General features: G+C 64.0%; 7 protein-coding genes and 2 pseudogenes. 2 read left to right on the plus strand and 7 right to left on the minus strand.

Translation table 11 applies throughout. The features are described 5' to 3' along the window. Positions 1 to 488: 488 nt before the first annotated feature. From BLIJ_RS15410 to BLIJ_RS11840, 5 genes and pseudogenes are all read right to left on the minus strand, one after another. Positions 489 to 4,538 (minus strand): annotated as a pseudogene (locus BLIJ_RS15410) (beta-ketoacyl synthase N-terminal-like domain-containing protein); the annotation flags it as partial. 147 nt (positions 4,539 to 4,685) lie between these two features. Continuing rightward, a pseudogene (locus BLIJ_RS15415) lies at positions 4,686 to 10,073 on the minus strand (fatty acid synthase subunit beta domain-containing protein); the annotation flags it as partial. A gap of 38 nt (positions 10,074 to 10,111) precedes the next feature. After that, positions 10,112 to 11,734, minus strand: a complete 1,623-nt coding sequence (locus BLIJ_RS11825; RefSeq protein WP_012578515.1) for an acyl-CoA carboxylase subunit beta — start codon at positions 11,732 to 11,734, stop codon at positions 10,112 to 10,114. Further along, positions 11,727 to 13,616, minus strand: coding sequence for an ATP-binding protein (locus BLIJ_RS11830; protein ID WP_012578516.1), 1,890 nt, complete (start codon positions 13,614 to 13,616; stop codon positions 11,727 to 11,729). The genes BLIJ_RS11825 and BLIJ_RS11830 overlap by 8 nt, the downstream gene beginning before the upstream one ends. A gap of 704 nt (positions 13,617 to 14,320) precedes the next feature. Continuing rightward, a complete protein-coding gene (locus BLIJ_RS11840) occupies positions 14,321 to 15,238 on the minus strand; it encodes a biotin--[acetyl-CoA-carboxylase] ligase (protein ID WP_012578518.1) in 918 nt (305 codons plus the stop codon). Positions 15,239 to 15,469: 231 nt separating this feature from the next. Here BLIJ_RS11840 and BLIJ_RS11845 point away from each other — a divergent pair, with 231 nt between their 5' ends. Further along, a complete protein-coding gene (locus BLIJ_RS11845) occupies positions 15,470 to 17,494 on the plus strand; it encodes a DUF6020 family protein (protein WP_012578519.1) in 2,025 nt (674 codons plus the stop codon). A 5-nt stretch (positions 17,495 to 17,499) separates the two neighbouring features. After that, a complete protein-coding gene (locus tag BLIJ_RS11850; RefSeq protein ID WP_012578520.1) occupies positions 17,500 to 18,360 on the plus strand; it encodes a helix-turn-helix domain-containing protein in 861 nt (286 codons plus the stop codon). Positions 18,361 to 18,451: 91 nt separating this feature from the next. Here the strand turns inward: BLIJ_RS11850 and BLIJ_RS11855 are convergent, their stop codons facing one another. Beyond that, the gene (locus BLIJ_RS11855; protein ID WP_012578521.1) at positions 18,452 to 19,204 is read right to left on the minus strand and encodes an IclR family transcriptional regulator; all 753 of its coding nucleotides are present in this window, start codon (positions 19,202 to 19,204) and stop codon (positions 18,452 to 18,454) included. Between the two features lie 42 nt (positions 19,205 to 19,246). Continuing rightward, positions 19,247 to 20,080 (minus strand): IclR family transcriptional regulator, encoded by an 834-nt coding sequence (locus BLIJ_RS11860; RefSeq protein WP_012578522.1) that lies wholly within the window; start codon positions 20,078 to 20,080, stop codon positions 19,247 to 19,249. Positions 20,081 to 20,230 lie beyond the last annotated feature (150 nt).

Raw genomic sequence — 20,230 nt, forward strand, 5'->3', positions numbered from 1 at the left:
CAAGGGGGAAAAGATTCACTATGCTGGATGACCTCGCACAATACCGCAAACATCTTGGGCTGGCTGCCTAGCCGTCCAAAAAACATCCGCGCCCCGCCCCGGAGGTCTATCTCCGTTTCGAGGGGCGGATTTTGACCGTTCCGGAGGTCTACTTCCGTTTCAAGGGGCTGGTCATCCTCCATACCACGAGTATCCGCAGCATAACGCCAACGCCATTCCGCCGTTTTTACGCCTTGTCTACTTGGGTAACAGCCCCTTGAAACGGAAGTAGACCTCCGGCGAATGCCAAATCAGCCCCTTGAAACGCAGAAAGCCCACTCCGAGGGAGGGGCTTTCGTATGTTCTGCATATTTCTCTCACTGAGTTTGTGCCAGCGAGAAAGCTCCAGGAGAAACTCCCCTCACCCGCTTCGCGGGAGCTCCCCTCAAAGAGGGGAGCCGAGATCCGGTGCGCTACTGGCTCCCCTCAACCGAGGGGAGCCAGAGGAATCAGGCCTCGTAGTAGCCGTCGGCACCGAGGCGGGCGTCCGGGTTGAGGAGCATCGCCTTTTCGACCTCGTGGTGGTCGTAGCCACGGTGATCCTCGCGGAAGCGACGGTTGTCGATCGGCTCGTAGAGCGCGGCGCGACCCATCATGCCTTCCTCGAGGTGACGCTGGCCGGCGGCCAGGCGGGCGTTGGCACGCTCACGCCAGGCTTCCAGCGCGGCCTCGCCATCGGCCTTGGCCACGGCCGCTTCGAAGGCACCCGGATGAACCAGGGCCACGAAGCCGGAAACATGTCCGAAGCCGAGCGAGGTGGCCAGACCGGCCTTGACCGGGCGACCAGCGGTCTCGCGACCGAACTCGTCCTCGCCACCGCCGATGCGCAGGGGCTTCCTAACCCAGACCATGTGGTCGTCGCGCTGGAGCTTCGGATCCACGCAATCGAGCGCCGCGTTCGCCGGAATCACGCCGGACTTGAACAGCTGCGTCAGACCGTTGACCTGGAAGATGCAGGCACCACCCTTGGCGTGGCCGGTAAGCGTCTTCTGCGAGATCACGAACAGCGGGTTGCCGTCGGTGCGGCCGATGGCGTGGGCCAGCGTGTTGTGCAGCTCGGATTCGTTCGGGTCGTTGGCGTTGGTGGACGTGTCGTGCTTGGAGACCACGGCGATGTCGTCGGCTGAGACGCCGAGCTTAGCCAGGTCGTGCACGAGCTTGGAGTCCTTGCCACCGAGGCCGGCAGCCAGGGCACCGAGGCCCGGAGCCGGGATCGAGGTGTGGGCACCATCCGCGTAGGAGTGGATGAAGCCGACCACGGCCGCGACCGGCAGGCCGAGCTTTTCGGCGATGTCACCGCGGGTCACGAGGATCGTGCCGCCGCCCTGGGATTCCAGGAAGCCGCCACGGCGACGATCGTTCGCGCGGCTGAAGAAGCGCGCGTCGATGCCCTTGCCGTACATTTCCTCCGAGTTGGCGGTGGCGTTCATGTTGCCGAAGCCGATCACGGATTCCACGCCGATGTCGTCGATCGCACCGGTGACCACGAAGTCGGCCTTGCCGAGGGCGATCTTGTCGACGCCTTCTTCAAGGGAGACGGCCGCGGTGGCGCAGGCGGAGACGGGCTGGATCATGTTGCCGTAACCGCCGATGTAGGACTGCATCACGTGAGCCGCGACCACGTTCGGCAGGGCTTCCTGCAGGATGTCGGTCGGGATCTCGTGGTTGAGGAAGCGGTCGAGGTACAGCTTGCGCATCGACATCATGCCGCCGAAGCCGGTGCCCTGGGTCGAAGCCACCAGCGAGGGGTGGATGGACTCGAGGATTTCGGCCGGGGTGAAGCCGGCGCCCAGGTAGGCGTCCACAGTGGTGACGATGTTCCACAGGGCGATCTTGTCGACGTCGCCGACCATCGAGGCGGGAATGCCCCATCGGGTCGGATCGAAGCCCTTCGGGAACTGGCCGCCGACTGTGCGGGTCATGGTGGCGCGGCGCGGCACGCGGATCATCGAGCCGGCGTGGCGGGTCACGTTCCATTCGCCGGATTCCTCATCCGGGGCGATGGTGGTGTGAGCCTCGTCCAACTTGACGTATTCGGCGGCGACTTCGCGGGTGGGCACAGAGAAGGTGACGTCGTGGTCGAGGAAGACCTCAGCTTCTTCTTCGTCAGCACCGTCCTTGTAGTCGTTGCCCATGCCTTCCTCGAACGGGCGGATGCCGGAGCGGGCCACGACCTCGTCGTGGTAGCGCTCGGCGATGTCCTCTTCGGGCACGAGGTTGCCGTCGGTGTCGTACCAGCCGGGCTTCGGGCTGTCGGCCCAAGTCAGCAGACCCATGTTCCACGCAAGTTCGAGCACTGCGCCGGCGCTCAGGTCGACAGTGCCGTCCGAGTGGATGCCGAGCTCGGCCTGGGTGCGCGTACGACCGGAGCCCCACGGGCCCAGCTCACCGACGGAAACGATGACGATTTCGTCTTCCGGCTTGGCGGTGACGTTGGTCCAGTCGTTGAGGTCGACCGAAGCCTGCTTGGTGATGATCGGGGTGGGCAGCGCCTTGATTTGCTGCCCACGCGAGGAGTCGGACAGTCCAGTGGACTGTCCGGCGACGGAGCCATCCGTTTCCTGAGACGAGGCCGCAGCAGCTTCCTTCTCCGCATCGGCCATGGCCTCCGCGCGCAACGCCTTGATGTCGATGGGCTCGGAGCCGAGGCCACCGGTCAGGTCCACATCGAGCGGGGCCTTGAGGGCCTGCTCGCGCGATTCGGCAGTGCACAGGTCGAGCAGCTTGGCCGCAATCTGTGCGGTGGAGTAGGTGTGGATGCCGTGACGCTCAACGACGGCGACCAGCGGGTCGTTACCGCCCATCAGGCCGGTGCCACGCACCCAGCCGATCTTCGGGTGAGCGAAGGTGACGCGGCTCGACCACACCTTTTCAGCGCGGGCACGGTTGACGATGGCGTCAAAGGCGCTCTTGACTTCGCCGTAGGCACCGTCGCCGCCGAATACGCCGCGGTTCGGGGAGCCGGGCAGCACCACATGGAGCTTGTGCTGCACGTTGGTGTCGGCACCGATGTGGCTGAAGCCGGCGATGGCGCGTTCCACGCCCCACAGCATCAGTCGGGCCTGCGATTCGAACAGGTCGCCGGAGTCGGCGAGCGTGCCATGGACCGGCGGTGCGGCGAACGGGAAGAACAGGGTCGGCTCCCACGCGGGCTTCAGAATCGTGGTGGTGGCACCGGAGGTCTTCTTCTGCTCGTGGCCCACCCAGTCGACCAGAGCGTCGACGTCGCGGTAGCTGGAGAGGTTGGCCGGAACCAGCCACAGCTTGGCGTTGCCAGTGGCGTGCTCGCGGTAGGCCTGCTTGGCCCAAGCCTTGATGGACAGCTTGAAGCTATGCGAAGTGGCCACCACGGTGGCGCCGCCTGCGAGCAGGCCTTCGACCACCTGAGCGGCAATCGAGTTCGGGCTCACGCCGGTGACGATGGCGATATCATTCGCGTAACGGGAGGCGTTCTTGTTGGAAGCGACCTGTTCGAGGGCCTCGGAGCCGGCCTTCTGGAAGGCGGCCTTAAGCTCCTCGCTCTCCGACTCGTTGGCGAACCACTGGGCTTCGGCGGCGATGGTCTTGCCAAGGCCGATGAAGCTGCCGTTCAGGGCGGCGGGGTCGTTGCCGTAGTAGGCGCGGGCGAGGTCTTCACGGGCGGAGGCCCACCGATCATCGAAGAGGATGGCCTTGTTGGCGTCGAAGCGCGGAGCGACCTGCTTGGGCCAGTCGGAGCCAAGTTCGGCTTCGACCGCGGACACGACGGCGGCGTTCTCGTCCTCGGATTCTTCCGGAGCCGGAGCGGCCACGCCGAGCTCGTTCAGCACGAAGCGGGCGGTGGCGGCGAGCACGCCGTTGGAACCGGTGACCTTCTCGGCGAAGGCGTCGAGCGCGGCGGAATCGACCACAGCGCCACCAGCGGCACCACCGGCGGACGGCAGGGCCACGGCAACACCCTTGAGCTGGGCGACGACCTCAACGGCCGCATCGATCAGCTTGTCGGCTTCCGGCTTGTTCTGCACGGCGGCGGTGGGCAGCTTGGCCAGGTCGCCGCCACGGGAGCTGGCACCCTCGCGAGTGTCGAGCAGCAGTGCGGCGAGCACGCTGGCCACCCAGCCTTCACCGAGCTGCCATACGTTGGCCACACGGTCGCGGATGTACTGCTGTTTGACGCCGGCAGCACCGAACAGCGAGCGCAGGCGGTCGCGCAGCGCCTCGGAGAGCACGGCACCGAACGGCTTGTAGTTCGGGGCGGCCTTGTTGACGATTTGGGCGAGCTTGTCGAGCGTCGCTTCAGCAGCACCGTCCACGCTGGCGACTCCCAGCTCGGAGCTGATGTCCATGAGCAGCTGGTTGCGGCGAGAAGAGACACCGTTGGTCAGGGTGTCGGTGGTGTCGTTGCTGCCGATCTGGTCGAGGCGCACCTTGGCGGAGTAGGCCATGAGTACGCCGATGGCATCGGAAGCCTTGAAGGGCAGGTCGGCGACGGCGGCACCAGACGGTGCGCCAGCAGCGGCCTGCCCTGATTGCAGGCCGCGCGAGGAGGCGGACAGTCCAGTGGACTGTCCGGCGACAGAGCCATCCGTTGTCTGAGCAGCCTCAGTCACGGCATTTGCCGGAGCAGCACCCGAGCCAAGCTTGGCGACGGCGGAACCACCGGCAGGAGCGGTTTCGACCGGGGCCGAGGCCGCAGCCTCTTCCGGCTCGTCGTCGGGAACCAGCGAATCGGTGTCGGTCATGTAGACGCGGCCTTCATCGCGGCCGACGTTGTAGACGACCGTATCGTTGCCGGCGAACTCGGGCAGACGTAGGGTCTTGGTACCGAGGTTGGCCAGGGTCGGGGCGTTGCCGAGGCCGACTTCGACGTATTCTTCCACGCCGAGGCCGCCCTGTTCGCGCTGACCGAAGAGCAGCGCCTGGGTTTCAATCCAACGCACCGGGGAGGCGAACTGCCAGGAGAGCAGTTCGGTCAAGAGCAGACGGCCGAGCTTCTGGTCGTCGGCGGCGTAGGAATCCCACACGGCCGGGTCGTCGAGCACGGCCTTGATGCGTTCGGACGGCACGACTTCGAGGATCTTGGCGGCGAATTCCTTGGTCATCTCGAACGGCGAAGCCACGAGGTTCGGGATGTAGCGGTCCACCAGACGGCCACGGTAGTCGATGTAAGCGGGAAGCAGCGCGTCGAGCTTGTCACGGAATTCCGGCACGCCCTTCCTGAGCAGCGTGGAGTGGAACGGCACATCGATGCCGGGCACCAGCATGAACGCGGGCTTGCCTCCGAATGCGGCCACGCGGCGGGCGGAATCGGCCTTCAGGGCCTTGAGTCCGGCGATCGTACCGGCGATGGCGTACTGCTGGCCGGCGAGGTTGTAGTTCACGATCTCCAGGAATTCGCCGGACGCCTTGGCCACGGATTCCACGTATTCCTTGACGTGCGCGTCGTCCACACCGAACTGGTTCGGACGAAGGGCACCCATGCGGTAGTTGGAGCGGCCCTGTGCGTCACGCTCGATGAGGTGGTGCATGGTGGAACCACGGTGGAACACGAGCTCCAGCACGGTTTCCAGCGGAATCACGTCGGCGAATGCGGACAGCGCGTTGTATTCGCCGAGCGAGTGGCCGGCGAAATAGGCGGGCCAGATGTCGGCGCCGGCTTCGCGCAGACGGGCGGTCTGGGCAAAAGCAACCGTCGCGAGCGCCACCTGCGTGAACTGCGTCAGGTTGAGCAGGCCTTCGGGGTGACGGTAGGTCACGCCGTTGGCGGTGAGCTCCTTCGGGTTATCGCGCACGAGGCCCAGGATCGAGAAGCCGAGCTTGGAGCGGGTAAGCTTGTCGGCGCGCTCCCACACATCGCGGGCGGCGGCGGACTTGGCACGCTCGTCCAGAACCATGCCCTGCTTCTGGATGCCCTGGCCGGGGTAGACGAAGGCGGCGCGCGGTGCGCGGACCAGTGCGGTGCCGCGGGAGACGAGCTGGCCGTCGATACGGCAGGTGACTTCGAGGGTCATGCCGCCGTGGCGCACTTTGCCGACGCGCTCGACGGAGATTTCGACGGTGTCGTCAAGCTGGACCATGCCGTACATGTTGTAGGTCCAGCCGGCAATCTCGTAGTGGGCACCCTTCTCGTCGGTCGCCTGCACGGCGTGCTGGGCGGTGGCGGACAGCCACATGCCGTGCACGAGCGGGGCGGCCAGGCCGGAGATGCGAGCGCCACGAGTGGAGGTGTGGATCGGGTTGAAGTCGCCGGAAGTGCGGGCGAAGGCGGTCATGTCATGTGGGGCGACGACCTTCACGCGGCGCAGCAGACGGCGCGGAGTGGCCTGCACTACTTGCAGGCCGCGCGAGGAGGCGGACAGTCCAGTGGACTGTCCGGCGACGGAGCCATCCGCTTCCTTATTCAGGAGGGCACCACCATACTCGGGGGCGTCTGCCGGCAAAGCATCGGAGTAGACGCGGCCGCGGATCGCGAAACGCTCGGTTTCGCGGGCAAGCGGCGTGCCGTCGGCGGCGGTGTGGGTCACGTGGATGGTGACCACGCGGCCGGAGGCGGACTCGAAGTAATCCTCGGCCCAAGACTTCAGGGTGATGGTTTCGCCGGTGTGCTTGAGCAGGTCCTCCTCGTTCACCTCAAGTTCGATGAGGTGGTCGAGGTGGACGGCGTTGAGCAGGCCTTCAATCACCGGGTAGCCCTTGACGTACACGGAGCCGAGCGCCGTGTAGATTGCCGGCCAGGCAGGGCCGACCAGCGCATCGGGGGCGATGCGGCTGGGCTGCAGGGTGGTCGGCAGAGCGGCGCCAGTGGCCGCTTCGTGGTCGAAGCCGAGGTTGGCGGACAGGGTGTAGGTTGCGGTTGCGGTACCGAACGGACGCTCGTCAGAGGTCTTGCCGTCAAGCTGCGGCATCTCGGTGAGCTTGTCGCCGGTGATGGCGGTGTTGCCGATGCCTGCGGTGGCGGCAAGCATCGCGTAGACGTCCGGAATCAGGCGTTCGCGGTCCACGACCGGCACACGGCCGGGCTCGGCGCCTTCCACGATGAGCGGGATGACGATATCGCGCACGGCGTGCTTGGAGGTGCCGCCGTCCGGGTCGTTGTCCCAGTAGGTGTCGAGGTGGATGTCCAGATCGTACTTGCCGGCCGCGGCGTCAAACGCGCGGATCTCGTAGTACTGGTCGCCCAGGGCGGTGCCGTAGGCCGGGTTGTCGGTGATGTGGCCGACCCAGGAGATGTTCGGGGACTTGCGGATGAAGTCTTCGGCGCTGGTGGCCTCGCCAAGTGCGGCGAAATCGTCGTTCTCAGCGGCATCGGCGGCCTGCTGTTCGTCCTGCACGCGCTTGATGGCGGCGGTTTCGAAGCGGCCGAGGATGTCGGCGATCGGCTCGTCGATGGTGGTGATGCCGGCAACGGAGATCGGGCCGGGGATGGCACGCACGGAATCGGCGGAGTAGCGCTGGTCTTCGGACTGCCAGAGCTGGTCCTGACCCCACCAACGCAGCAGGTCGTTGTCGATGACGGGTACGAACGGCATGGGCTTGGGGTATTCGCGCACGAGCACCGGGAACCAAGCCACGTCGGTCGGGACCACCTTGAGTTCGGCGGTCTGCGGGTAGGCCAGTGCGAGCTTTTCGAGCGCGGGGGCCGGGTCGGCGAGAATGTCGTCGTGGGTCAGCAGGCCAGTGGCAGCTGCCTCTTCAGCAGAAACGCCATCAGCGGCGAACAACTTGGAGGTGAATTCGCCGGAGTCCGTGTCGTTCACACGGGCTTCGATGCGCTGCAGCAGGTGCTGGAAGCGGTCGGCGTAAGTCGGGTCGACCCACGGGAAGGCGAGTTCGGCGAAGCGCTGCGCCCACTCAAGGTAGGTCATGGAGGCCAGGTCGCCGAAGTAAGGCTTGGCGGTCTTGTTCAGGGCTTCGATGATTTCCTTGCGGCGGGAGTCGAGCTCTTCGGGGTGCTTCATGACGCGCACGAGCAGACGGCCGCATTCGGCGGAGTCGTTCTCGAGCTCGTAAATGTCGGCGTGCAGGTGGCTCAGGCCGGAGGACATGCCACCGATGGACTTGCCGGACGGCACCCAGTGGGCGGCCTGCGGAGCGAACACGTCGTCGGACTTGGCGTCGGCCGGAATACCGGGCGTCTTGACGAGCAGCTGCTTGACTTCGGGGCTGGTGTGAGCCTCCTTGGCGGTCATCGCGGCGGTACCGATAAGCACGCCGTCGACCGGCATGTCGGGCAGGCCGTAGGCGTGGGCCCACTGGCCGGAAATGTAGTCGGCCGCGCGTTCGGGGGTGCCGATGCCGCCGCCGGCGACCAGCACGAGGTTGTCGCAGGCGCGCACTTCGGCGTAGGTGGCGGCAAGCAGGTCGTCCAGCGCTTCCCAGCTGTGGTGGCCGCCGGCTTCACCGCCCTCGACCTGAACCATGATGGTGGTGGGGGACACGGCCTTGGCGATGCGCACGACCTGGCGAATCTGGTCCACGGTGCCGGGCTTGAAACTCACGTACGGCAGACCGTCCGCCTGCAGCGACTCGATCAGGGCCACGGCTTCGTCCAGCTCGGGGATGCCGGCGGAGACGACCACGCCGTCGATCGGCGCGCCGGAAGCACGCTTCTTGGGCACGATGCGGGAGGAGCCGAACTGCAGGTTCCACAGGTAACGGTCCATGAACATCGCGTTGAATTCGACCGTGCGGCCTTCCTCCAGCTCGTCTTCGAGGGCGGCGATGTGGCGGTCGAACACTTCGGCGGTCACCTGGCCGCCGCCGGCGAGCTCGGCCCAGTAGCCGGCGTTGGCCGCGGCGGCCACGATTTCCGGTTCCACGGTGGTGGGGGTCATGCCGGGCAGCAATACCGGCGGCTTGCCGGTGAGCTTGGAGAACTTTGTGACCAGCTTGGCGCCGGCCGGGGTGTTGATGACGCGCGGGGCGAATGCCTTCCAGTTCTGGGTGCGCTCAGGCTCGCTTTCCAGCGTGGAGAGCGTGGAGCGCTCGGCCAGCGTGGTGGCTTCGACCACGCCGATGCCGGTGCCTTGCACCACATTGCCGATCAGCTTGCCGAGCGTGTTGCCGGGGCCGAGGTCCACAATCCACAGCTTGGACGGGTCGGCGGCGTCGAACAGCGCCTTGACGCGGGCGTTCCAGTCCACATGGTTGAGCAGCACTTCCTCGGCAAGCGCACGGGTGCGCTTCTGGTCGAAGCCGCAGGCGCCAGCCCAGGCCACGGTCCGCTCAACAGCTTCGGCCATGAGCGGCGAGTGGAAGGGCAGGGTGACTTCGAGGTATTCGAGGGTCGGGTTGAACACAGTGCCGCCGTGGAGCTTCTGTTCACGCAGCTTGGCCTGGTGCTTGTGCTCGCGCTCGGCTTCGAGGGCGAGTGCTGCCAGGTCTTCCGGGTAGCCGGAAAGCACGTGGTGGTTGTCGGAGTTGGTGACGGCGATGGAGATCGGGCCTCGGGCGTTGTTCACGCGCTTGACCAGAGCCTCAACCTGTTCGCGGGTGGCGCCCTTGACGGAGAGCATCGGGCTGGCCTCGCCGTACTTGGGGTTCAGGCCCAGTTCGCGCACGCGGCGGGTTCCGGCGGCGCCGATCAGGGCGGCCACGGCCAGAATCTCGTCGAGGGTCTTGCCGGCGGCCTCGATGGAGCCGGCGGCCTCGATGGCGCGGGCCATGTGCACGGCGAGCACGCCCTGGGAGTGGCCGAGCACGGCAACCGGCTTGGTGGCGGCCACACTGTAGCCAAGGTGTTCGAGGTCGAGCAGGGCGCCGAGCTGGGTCAGGGCCACGCCTTCCACGGATGCGGTGGCGTCGGCTGCGGCGCCGAGGCGGGCCGGGTTCGGAGTGAAGCCGAACAGGTCGACCGGACGACCGGTGGTGGCCAGCAGGTCGGCGGCGACCGGGGCGAGCAGTCGGTTGGCTGCGGCGACGTGGCCACGCAGGGCCTCGTCAAGGCTGGGATCGGTGGTCTGGTCTGCCAGGGCTACCGGCCACGGGGTGGACTGGCCGGCGAAGGCGAGCGCATGGGGCTCGGTGGCCAGGCGATTGAGGAAGAAGGTGGTCATTGCTTTCCTTACTTGTGTTTGGTTGATGTCTTCAGAAATCAGAGGGGCTGGTTGCCGTGGTGTTTGGTGGTGCGCTTGACGCGCCGCTTGGTGGCGAGCGTGGCCAGCGATTCGACGATCACCTCACGGGTCTGTTCGGGGTCGATCATGCCGTCGATCTGCCCGATTTCCAGCGACAGGTTCGCGTTGACGGTGCTGGTCTCGTACTCCTTGATGTACTTGGCCCGCAGCGCATCGACGTCCTGCCCGGAGGCTTTGGCCTTGGCCAGGTCGTGGCGGTGGATGATGTTCACCGCGCCGGCCGCGCCGAGCACCGCGATCTGGGAGGAGGGCCACGCGAAGTTCAGGTCCGCGCCGATGGCTTTGGAGCCCATCACGATGTACGCGCCGCCGAACGCCTTGCGCAACACCACGGTCACCATCGGCACTTGCGCGTTGGCGTAGGCGTAGATCACCTTGGCGCCGCGGCGGATGATGCCGGCGTGTTCCTGGTCGGAGCCGGGCTTGTAGCCGGGCACATCCACGAGGGTGACCACGGGCAGGTTGAACGCGTCGCACAGGCGTACGAATCGGGCGACCTTCTCGGACGAGTCGACGTCCAGGATGCCGGCGAGCACGTTCGGCTGGTTCGCCACGATGCCGACCGGCTTGCCGTCGATGCAGGCGAAGCCGACGAGCGCGGAGGCGCCGAACAGTTCCTGCACCTGCACGAATTCGCCGTAATCGACGATGCAACGAATCACTTCGAGCATGTCGTAGGGCTGACGTTCGTTGGCGGGCACGATGGTGGCGAGTCGCTTGGCGGTCTCGCGTTCGGCGCGGGTGACGGCGTAGGCGTAGACCGGCGGCTTGCTTTCGCTGTTGGACGGCAGGTAGGCGAGCACGGTGCGCGCATAGTCGATGGCGTCGGATTCGTCCTCGCCGAGGTAGTGGGCCACGCCGGACACCCGGTTATGCACTTCGCCGCCGCCAAGGTCGGCCATGGAGATGGTCTCGCCGGTCGAGGCCTTGACCACGTCCGGCCCGGTGACGAACATGTTCGAGTTCTCACGGGTCATGATGATGAGGTCCGTCAGAGCCGGGCAGTAGACGGCACCGCCGGCGCAGGGGCCGAGAATCAGGCTCAGCTGGGGCACGAAGCCGCTGGCCTCGCAAGTCTTGCGGAAGATGCGGCCGTACTGGGTCAGAGCGGCCACGCCCTCCTGTATGCGGGCGCCGCCGGAGTCCACGATGGCCACGATCGGCACTTTGAGGTCGATGGCCATGTCCATCAGTCGGCAGATCTTCTCGCCTTCGGCGGTGCCGAGGGTGCCGCCCTTGACGGAGAAGTCCTGGGCGTAGACGGCCACTTTGCGGCCGTAGACCTGGCCGAAGCCGGTGATGACAGCTGCACCGGCGTTGCCGCCGGCGATGTTGCCGCCCTGGAAGCGGCCGATCTCCTCGAACGTGCCGGTGTCGAAGAGCAGGTCGAGGCGTTCGCGCGCGGTTTTCTTGCCTTTGGCGTGCTGCTTGTCGCGGGCGCGCTCTTCGGCGGCGCGGGCCAGTTCGGCGGCCTTGACCACGGCGGTGCGCAGCGGCTGGTGGGCCGAGGGCTGGGCGGCGTTGGCGGCCGAGGCCGCAGCCGCGGCCTTCACGGCCGGCGAATCCATGATGTCAGTCATTGCCGCCCTCCTTCTTGGCGTCGGCGGCCTTGGCCTTGCCGGCGTTCACGTCCAGCGTGACCAGCGTGTCGCCGGCCTCCACGCCATCGGCCGGGCCAACGAAAATCTTCTTCACTTCGCCGGCGGCCGGCGCGTACACGTAGTTCTCCATCTTCATGGATTCGAGCACCACCAGAAGGTCGCCCTTGGCCACTTGCTGGCCTTCGGACACGTTGATGCGCGTGACCACGGCCTGCATCGGGGAGGCGATGACGCCGGATTTGGCACCGTCGTTGGCCGTGGCGGCACCGGAGGCCACGTTGTGCAAGCCTGCGCCGCGCAACGGCTGGGTGGGGCGCTTGGCACCGCGGGCGCGGGCCGAGCCGGTGATGTTCTCCACGATGTCGAGCGGCACGGTGAGCTTGACGCGGCGGTTGTTCATCTCGATGACGAACGTCTCCGACTTGGACTTGTCGGGCGCGGCCGGGGCAGCGGCACCCGGGGCGGCGGCCAAGGAAGCCGGCTGGCCGGAGGCGGCGGAAGCCGGTGTGCGGTTCAGGTACGTGCGCTCCAGCCACTTGGTGGACACGGCGAACGGATGGCCATGCTCGGCGGTGAAGTCGTCGTTGCGGAAGATCTCCTTGAACAACGGAATCGGCGTGGGCACGCCTTCGATCACAAGCTCATCGAGCACGCGACGCACACGGGCCACGGCATCGAGACGGTTCTGGGCGGTGACGATGACCTTGCCCATCATCGAATCGAACTTCGGGGAGATGGTGTCGCCCTGTTCCACACCGGTATCGATGCGCACGCCGGGGCCGGCCGGCCACTGGATCTTCTCCAAGGTGCCGGAGCCGGGGGTCAGGTTGGTGGCCGGGTCTTCGCTGGTGATGCGCAGTTCGAAGCTGTGGCCGCGCGGTTCGGGGGCACGGGTGAGCTCGCCGCCGGCGGCGATATTGAGCTGTTCGCGCACCAGGTCGAGGCCGCTGACCTCTTCGGAGACGGTGTGCTCCACCTGCAGACGCGGGTTGACTTCCAGGAAGTACACCTTGCCGTTCGGGGTCACCATGAATTCGCAGGTCCCGAGGCCCACGTAGCCGACCGTGGTGAACAGGCGGCGGGAGTATTCCTCGAGCGTGCTGATGATTTCCTCGGGCAGGAAGGGCGCGGGCGCCTCTTCCACAAGTTTCTGGTTGCGACGCTGCAACGAGCAGTCACGGGTGGAGTACACGGTGAAGTTGCCGTGCGAGTCGCGCCCGGACTGGGTCTCGACGTGGCGTGCCTTGTCCACGAACTTCTCGATGAAGTATTCCTTCAGATCGCCGCCTTGCAGCGCGTCGTGGTTCATGTAGAAGCGGCGCAGCTCCTCGTCGTCATGCACCACGGTGATGCCGTGGCCGCCACCGCCATCAGTGCGCTTCATCATGATCGGGTAGCCGTGGGTGTGTGCGAAGTCGAGCAGCGTTCGCACGTCGGTCACCGGTTCGGACAGGCCAGGCACCGGCGGCACTTTGGCGCGCAAGGCCACTCGGCGGGCGGTGATCTTGTCTCCCAAATCCACCAGCGCGGTGTGATGCGGACCCACCCAGATGGCACCGGCGTCCTCGACCTTCTGCGCGAAGCTCGGCACTTCGGAAAGGAATCCATAGCCAGGATGCACGGCGTCCGCACCGGTCTTGCGCAGGATGTCGATCAGCAGATCCTCGTTGAGGTACGTGTCCTTGTAGGTGTCGCCGGAGAGCAGGTATGCCTCGTCGGCCATGTCCACATAGCGGCTATTGCGGTCCTGTTCGGAGTAGACGGCCACGGTGGAGATACCCATCTCCTTGGCCGTGCGCACCACGCGAAGCGCAATCTCGCCTCGGTTCGCAATCAGCAGTTTTTTGACAGTATGAGCCATAGTGTCAAATTCTGCTTCTTATATAGGGGATAAGGCAATCCACGTTCTCACAAAAGCGTTCACGCCCTTTTGTAGGCATTAAACAAACGCGCACGTAGGTTTCAGCATCGTAACCGTTGGCAAAAATCGCCATCAAGACCGATGTTGCAACGTTTGCAGCCATCAGAATCGACGTTACATAAGTTGACGCTACTACCCCATTCGTCAACTTACGACAAATCAAAATCGATAATTTTGTAACTTGATACGAAACCGCACGAAATCGAACACCTCTACGATGGCAACCGTAAGTTCAGGGGAAGGCTCACAGCAAGCGGGCGCAATGCGGCCGGCCAAGGCCGATTCGGCACAGGTCAGTTCGCATCGTATCCGCTTGATTTCGCATCATATGCAGTTTGCATGCGGTGTGGAGCGTCCGCAATATGGACAATCCGCACCGCCATCATGCCGCGAAACGACCGATCCCCTTCATTCATCGCATACCGTCCGCCATTCACGGCGATATCACGCAAACATAGGGGCGTACGCCTTCGGCTTCGTCATCCAGTCCGCGTTGACCGGTGCACCGCTCGCCGCCGTGGCTCTGGCCTCCATGGGCTTCGTTGTCGACGACGCCATCAAGGCCGTGGTGGCCTCTCTGGCCACCGCCGGCCTGTCCAAGCTCGGTCGCTGACCTGAGCTACTAGCTAGCTACTGGCCGGCTATTACAGCACTCCCACATCGGCGGTGCGGACCGTATGGTCCGTGCCGTCTTGTGTTCTCAGGATCAGTGAGGCGTCTTCGTTGAGGCCGATGGCTTCGCCGGTCAGCGTGGTGCCGTCCGTGAAGTGCGCCTCGACCTGACGGCCGCGCGCCCAGCACACCGCCTTCATTTCCTCGCGCAACGACTCGGCCTGGCCCTTCGGGTCGGCGATGAACTTCGCCAACCGCTCGCGGAAGCCCTCGACCTGACGTTCGGCCACCGCATCGCGCATCTCGCCGAACGACGGCAGCCCGGAGACATGCAGCTGCAGCGAGGTCGATTGCGGCGTGGGCAGCCGGCAGGCGCCCAAGGCCAAGTTCAGGCCGACGCCGAACACGATGACGACGTCGTCATCGGCATCAGCATCAGCATCAGCATCAGTACCGGTACCGGACGACGGCGGAATCACCAGCTCCGAGAGCAGCCCGCCCAGCTTGAGCCCGTGGCAGAACACATCATTCGGCCATTTGAGCTCAAGAAAGCAGTACGACTGGTTTGGCGCAGCACCATACTCCTCGATCATGCCGTTCAGCGCATCCAGCGTGACCAGTCCGGCGATCATCTGCAACCAGCCGTTGACGGATTCGTCGGTGGCGATCGCGCGCGGAATGCGCACGGCATAGGACATCGTCGAGCAACGGCCAGGCTGACTGACCCACTTGTGACCATTGCGGCCACGGCCGGCGGTCTGCCGGTCGGCGGCCACCACGACCACCGCCAGTTCGCCATCCTGGTGGTCGGGCAGCGTCAACGACCCGTCGCCGATCATCTGTGCGGCCAGCGTGTTGGTCGAATCGGTTTCGTCCACGGCGACCACATGATCAGCGACGGCTGTAGTTCTGGGTAGCTGCGGCGTTGCAGCTTTCAATGCAATCATCATGGACACTACGTTACCTCGGTTGCGCCGTTTTTTACCCGCGATATTCCACGGAAATCGCAAAAAATCAACCACTTTCACCCACATAGCCCGTGTTAACGTTCACAACTTCGAAAATTCCGCATTCGCCGAACCCACGCATGCACCCGGCCGTCGTATTGGCTTGCGAACAATGGCAATGCCCGGCAGACATCGAATATCAACCGTTGACCTGTGCGGCTACCATATACTGTCATGACGTCACCAGCCACCGCGAAGCTTGCCGCCGTATCCAGCCGCCAGTCCCACCCGCATCTTGCGCGCGTGGGCGCTGCCGCGCGCTGGACACTGGCCGCGCTGGCCTGCTTGTGGCTTGCACTGTGCACGGCGGTCGGCCCGCTGTACTGGGACGAGGAGAACGGCACCCTCGCCCATTGGAACTGGGCCAATACCGCAATATTCGTCGTGTCATTCCTGATATATCTTGGAATCATCACGCTGATGGTGCGATTCGCAGCAGGCCAGCGCATACTGCCGAGGGCTATCGGCGAGCGCCTACGCCACCATCAGCAGAATAGCGAAACATCACGGACCGCCGCCGATCAGCAGACCAGCCAACCAGCCAAGACCCGTCGTACCGTTCGCGCTATCGTCACGTCCACCGTCACTGTTCTGGACCGCTGGATCACATGCGGCACGAACCGGTTCTGGAAGCTTATGCTGGTGTTTTTTGTCGGCTGGCTCTGGGTGCCTACCACGCTGCTTGCCGCATTCGGCGCTGATGTTCGTTCACAGATCCGTGAATTCAGCTGGGCCTGGAACCAGTGGACCGGCCTGAAACAGCCCTATATCGGCTTCTTCTCCTTCGTGCCGATGGACATCTACCCCACTGCGCACTACATGTGGCCGTCCGATCCCACGTATCTGACCGACCAGCACAATGTGGTACTCACTGTGTTCTATGGCGCGATAGTCACGTTTGCGAGGCATCTGACCGGCGCAAACGATGCCGGCATCGTGACGTTGGCTGCCCTGCAGACGCTGTTCGCCGTGTTCTGCTGCGCTGCCGCCGCCAATCGATTCCTGAACCGGCCTTGGATAGGAAAAACAGCAACGGATTCCGCCGTTCCCCCACAGGCCGGAGGATTGGCTCGATTCCTGATTCTGCTGTTCTTCATGGTCTGCCCGCTGGCCGTGTTTTCCACTATCTCCATCACCAAATCGCCGCTGTTCGCGTTCTCGTTCGTCTGGTGGTTCAGCGTCTGGTATGAACTCGTCCAGACCTGGCACCCCGTCGGCACCCGCAAACATCCTCAGGCCACTGCCATCGCCACGCCCGTCCACTTGCCGCGCCACAGTTTCATCGCCTTTATCCTGGCCACATCGGTGATGCTGATTTCCGCGAAATATGCGTGGTACATCATCGCCCTACAAATCGTGCTGGCTCTGATCGCCGACCGCAAGCGCTGGGCGACTTACGTCGTGGCGCTGCTCATCCCCACCGTACTGATTCACGGCGGCATCTCCTTCGCCATCTCCTCTGGCGCAATCATCGGCGGCGACCCAATCGAAAGCCGCGGCGTACAGCTGCAAATGATCGCCCGCGTGGCCCAGCGCAATCCGGACGGCATTTCAGACGAAGCCAAAAAGAACCTCGCGCCCGTCTTCAATCTCGATCAGATGGCCGATGCTTACTCCCAGCAGGATGCCGACCCGGTGAAATCCTCCGGTATTCAGGCCAAGAAGGTCAGCTACAAGTGGCGCACGGTGACGCCCGAGGATATGACCAATTTCAACAAGGCATGGTTCGAAATCGTCAAGGACAATCCGATCATCGCGTTGGATGCGCTGCTGTCCAAATGCTTCGGATACTTCAATGTGAACGATCAGCCGTACGTATCGATGGATTATTACGTGACCAGCGATTACGTGCAAAAAAACTCCACATGGATCAAGGATTACAACCATGACTGGCGTGAGCACATCGCCGGCTTCACTCGCGTATGGGGCAGCATTCCCGTACTCGGCTGGCCCACGCACGGCAATTTCTACGTGGTGATGACATTGCTGATCGGCGCGGCCGAGGTGATTCGTCGACGTTGGCCCACCCTCATGACCCATATTCCGCTGCTACTGCTGATGGGCGTGATGATTACCGCGCCGGCCAATAATTTCGAGCGGCACATGTTGCCGGTTGCGTTTGTATTCGGATTCGTGGTGCTGACGTATTGGCGAGAGTCTTTGGCTGAAAGGCAACGCCAATCAGCGACGCTACACTAGTGACTATGTCAGATTTTCTCGAACTTCTCGCTGCCGACGTTGCCGATTCGTCCGGTGCATCCGGTACGCCCAGTGCGCCCGATTCATCCGGTTCGACCGCACCCGGCATCGCCGCGACCAACCGCGTACGCACCGTGCTGTTCGAGTGCCTGTTCAATCATCTGGCCGACGAACGAGTGGAGTCCTTGTTCACCATCCTCGGCTTCGAGCATGACTTCGATTGTTACGCCATCGCCGGATACCCTGCCCGGTCCGCCGCACGTACGGCCAAGGAAATCGAGAAAATCGTGGCCGATTTCGGCGGTGTGTGTCTGACCGCCAAGCGCCCGATCGGCAACAGCACCGCCGTAGTGGCGTTGATTCGTCCGGTCGGTGCGGCCACGCCAGAAATCATCTGCAATACCATAGCCCCGTCGTTCGCCGCCGATCGGCCAATCGCCTTGGGCCCGCAGCGCACCGGTGCCGATGGCGCGATGCGTTCGATTCAGGCCACGCTCTACTGTCTTCAGGCCGCGCCGGCTCTGGCCGCCACCGTGCAGCCATTGCCGCGCCCGTTACGCACCGACGACGCCCTGCCCGAACGCGCGTTGATCGGCGACGCGGACGCCCGTGACGAACTGGTCCGCGTGGTCTACGGAAGCCTGACCGCAGCGGGCCCGGACGATCCGACGCTGCTCACCGTCTCCACATTCTTGAAGTTCGGTGGTTCGCTCGAAACCACGGCCAAGGAACTCAACGTACATCCCAATACGATTCGCTACCGTTTGAAGCGCGCCGCCGAATCCACCGGCTGGGATGCCACCGACCCGCGCGAGGCGTACGTGCTGATCACCGCCATCGCGCTGGGTCGTGTGGCCGAAGCGTAGTCGGGCAGAAGCATAACCAGCAGAACCGTAGCCGGCAAAGGCCATAGCTGACCGGACATAACCGTCCAGCCCGACAGCCTAGCGGGCCGAATCAGGCTGCCTGAATTTCGCGTACGCCATCGCGCAGTAACGCGGCCAAGGATTCTTGAGTGGCTAACACTTCGTCCACGACTCCACCGGCGGACAGGCTGGCGATCACGCGACCGGACTCGTTGTCCACAATCGGTACACCAACGGCACCGACACCCAACGTCACATCCTCATCCGACAGTGCATATCCACGTTCGCGAGTCAAGCGAATATCCTCGCGCAACTGTTCCACACTGACCAGCGTGTTCTCGTTATATGCCGGGAACGGCGCTCCTGCAAGATAGCGTTCGACATCGGCATCCTCGAAATACGCCAAGGCCACGCGGCCGGCCGCGCCAGCATGCAGAGGCAGCACGCGGCCCGGGCGCAGGATCAGCGAATCGATGGCATGACCTTGCGCACATTCCACGCATACCAATTCAGTGCCGGAGACCACACTGAGGAATGAGGTCATGCCGGTTTGCGCGGTGATGGCATGCATGACCGCAATCGCAGGCTGCCATTCGGTACGAGACGTGCGAGCGGCATCAGCCAATCGCAGCCAGTCCAGTGATAATGAGTAGTTACCATCCGTATCCGTTACGGCCCACCCCACATCGACCAGTCCATCCAGCACGCGGTATACGGAGGATCGCGGGATATCACAGGCGTCGGCGATATCGGCCGGCGACAGGCCATTCTCCGCCGCCAATGCGTCCATCACACGACTCGCCTTGTCTAAAGCGCGGGTCGGTTCACGTTTGTCTTCCGCCATCGTCGACGTTCCTTCCCCTGACTTATCCCTGACTCATCATATTCAACTGTTCAGGCCAAGATGATCACCACTGTATCCAAGGCCTTGCGACACCTCACGGCCGGCAGTCTGCACCAATCGCACCATGTCTTGAGCCGATGCCGTTGCCGGTTGCCCATCTACCAGACAGGCCAGCTCAGGTTCCAAGGAGCGGGAAAGGCCACTCAGGGCGATTGCCGCTTGAATCTCTCCGGCGTGATTGAATACCGGTACGCTGATAGTCACGGAGCCGGCCATGGTCTGGCCGACGTCATAGGTGAAGCCGCATTCGCGTATATGACGAGCCTGTCCCATTGCTGTGGCACGCATCGTGGAGAATGTGCCGCCGAGCTCGTTGGTATAGGCATAGTGTTCCAACAGCTGCTCGTAGCGAGCCGGGGGAAGCCAGGCCGTCAGTACATGAGAGGGAGCGCTCATGCTCAGAGGCAAGCTATTGCCCACCAGCTGTGCATAGCTTTGCAATGTCTCACGGGTGCGTGTCTCGATGCACACCGTGCGCAATCGCCTCCGAACGAACAGACCCCAGATGCCGAACTGGCCGTGATGGGCGCGGAAGGTACGGCGAGCGATCTGCTGAATGTCCAGTCTGCTTTCGATTTGGCCGCCGATACGTACGCAATCGATGCCAAGCCGATACTCGCCACGATTGATGCCCCGTTCCACCCAACCGACTGCGACGAGATTATCCAGCAAACGATACGTTGAGCTTACGGGTTCACCAGTACGTTCGCTTATGGTTTTTGCGGTGCTTGGTCCCAGTTCCGCCAATACATCAAGTACTGCCTTGGATTTCACCAATGCATCTACGCTACGGTCATCACGGCTTGGCGCCACCATGCGCGTCACCTCCTGACCTGTTTGTTGATACCTCAGACATCTTACCGGGTATTCAGCGGGTTGCCGCCCAAAACGCACTGGGCCTCGACGGGATACTCCTGCCGGGGCCCAAGAGGTTTCTGGCTTTCCTCTTTGAGGGGAGTCGTCCGC

The organism is Bifidobacterium longum subsp. infantis ATCC 15697 = JCM 1222 = DSM 20088 (assembly GCF_000269965.1).
GTDB lineage: Bacteria > Actinomycetota > Actinomycetes > Actinomycetales > Bifidobacteriaceae > Bifidobacterium > Bifidobacterium infantis.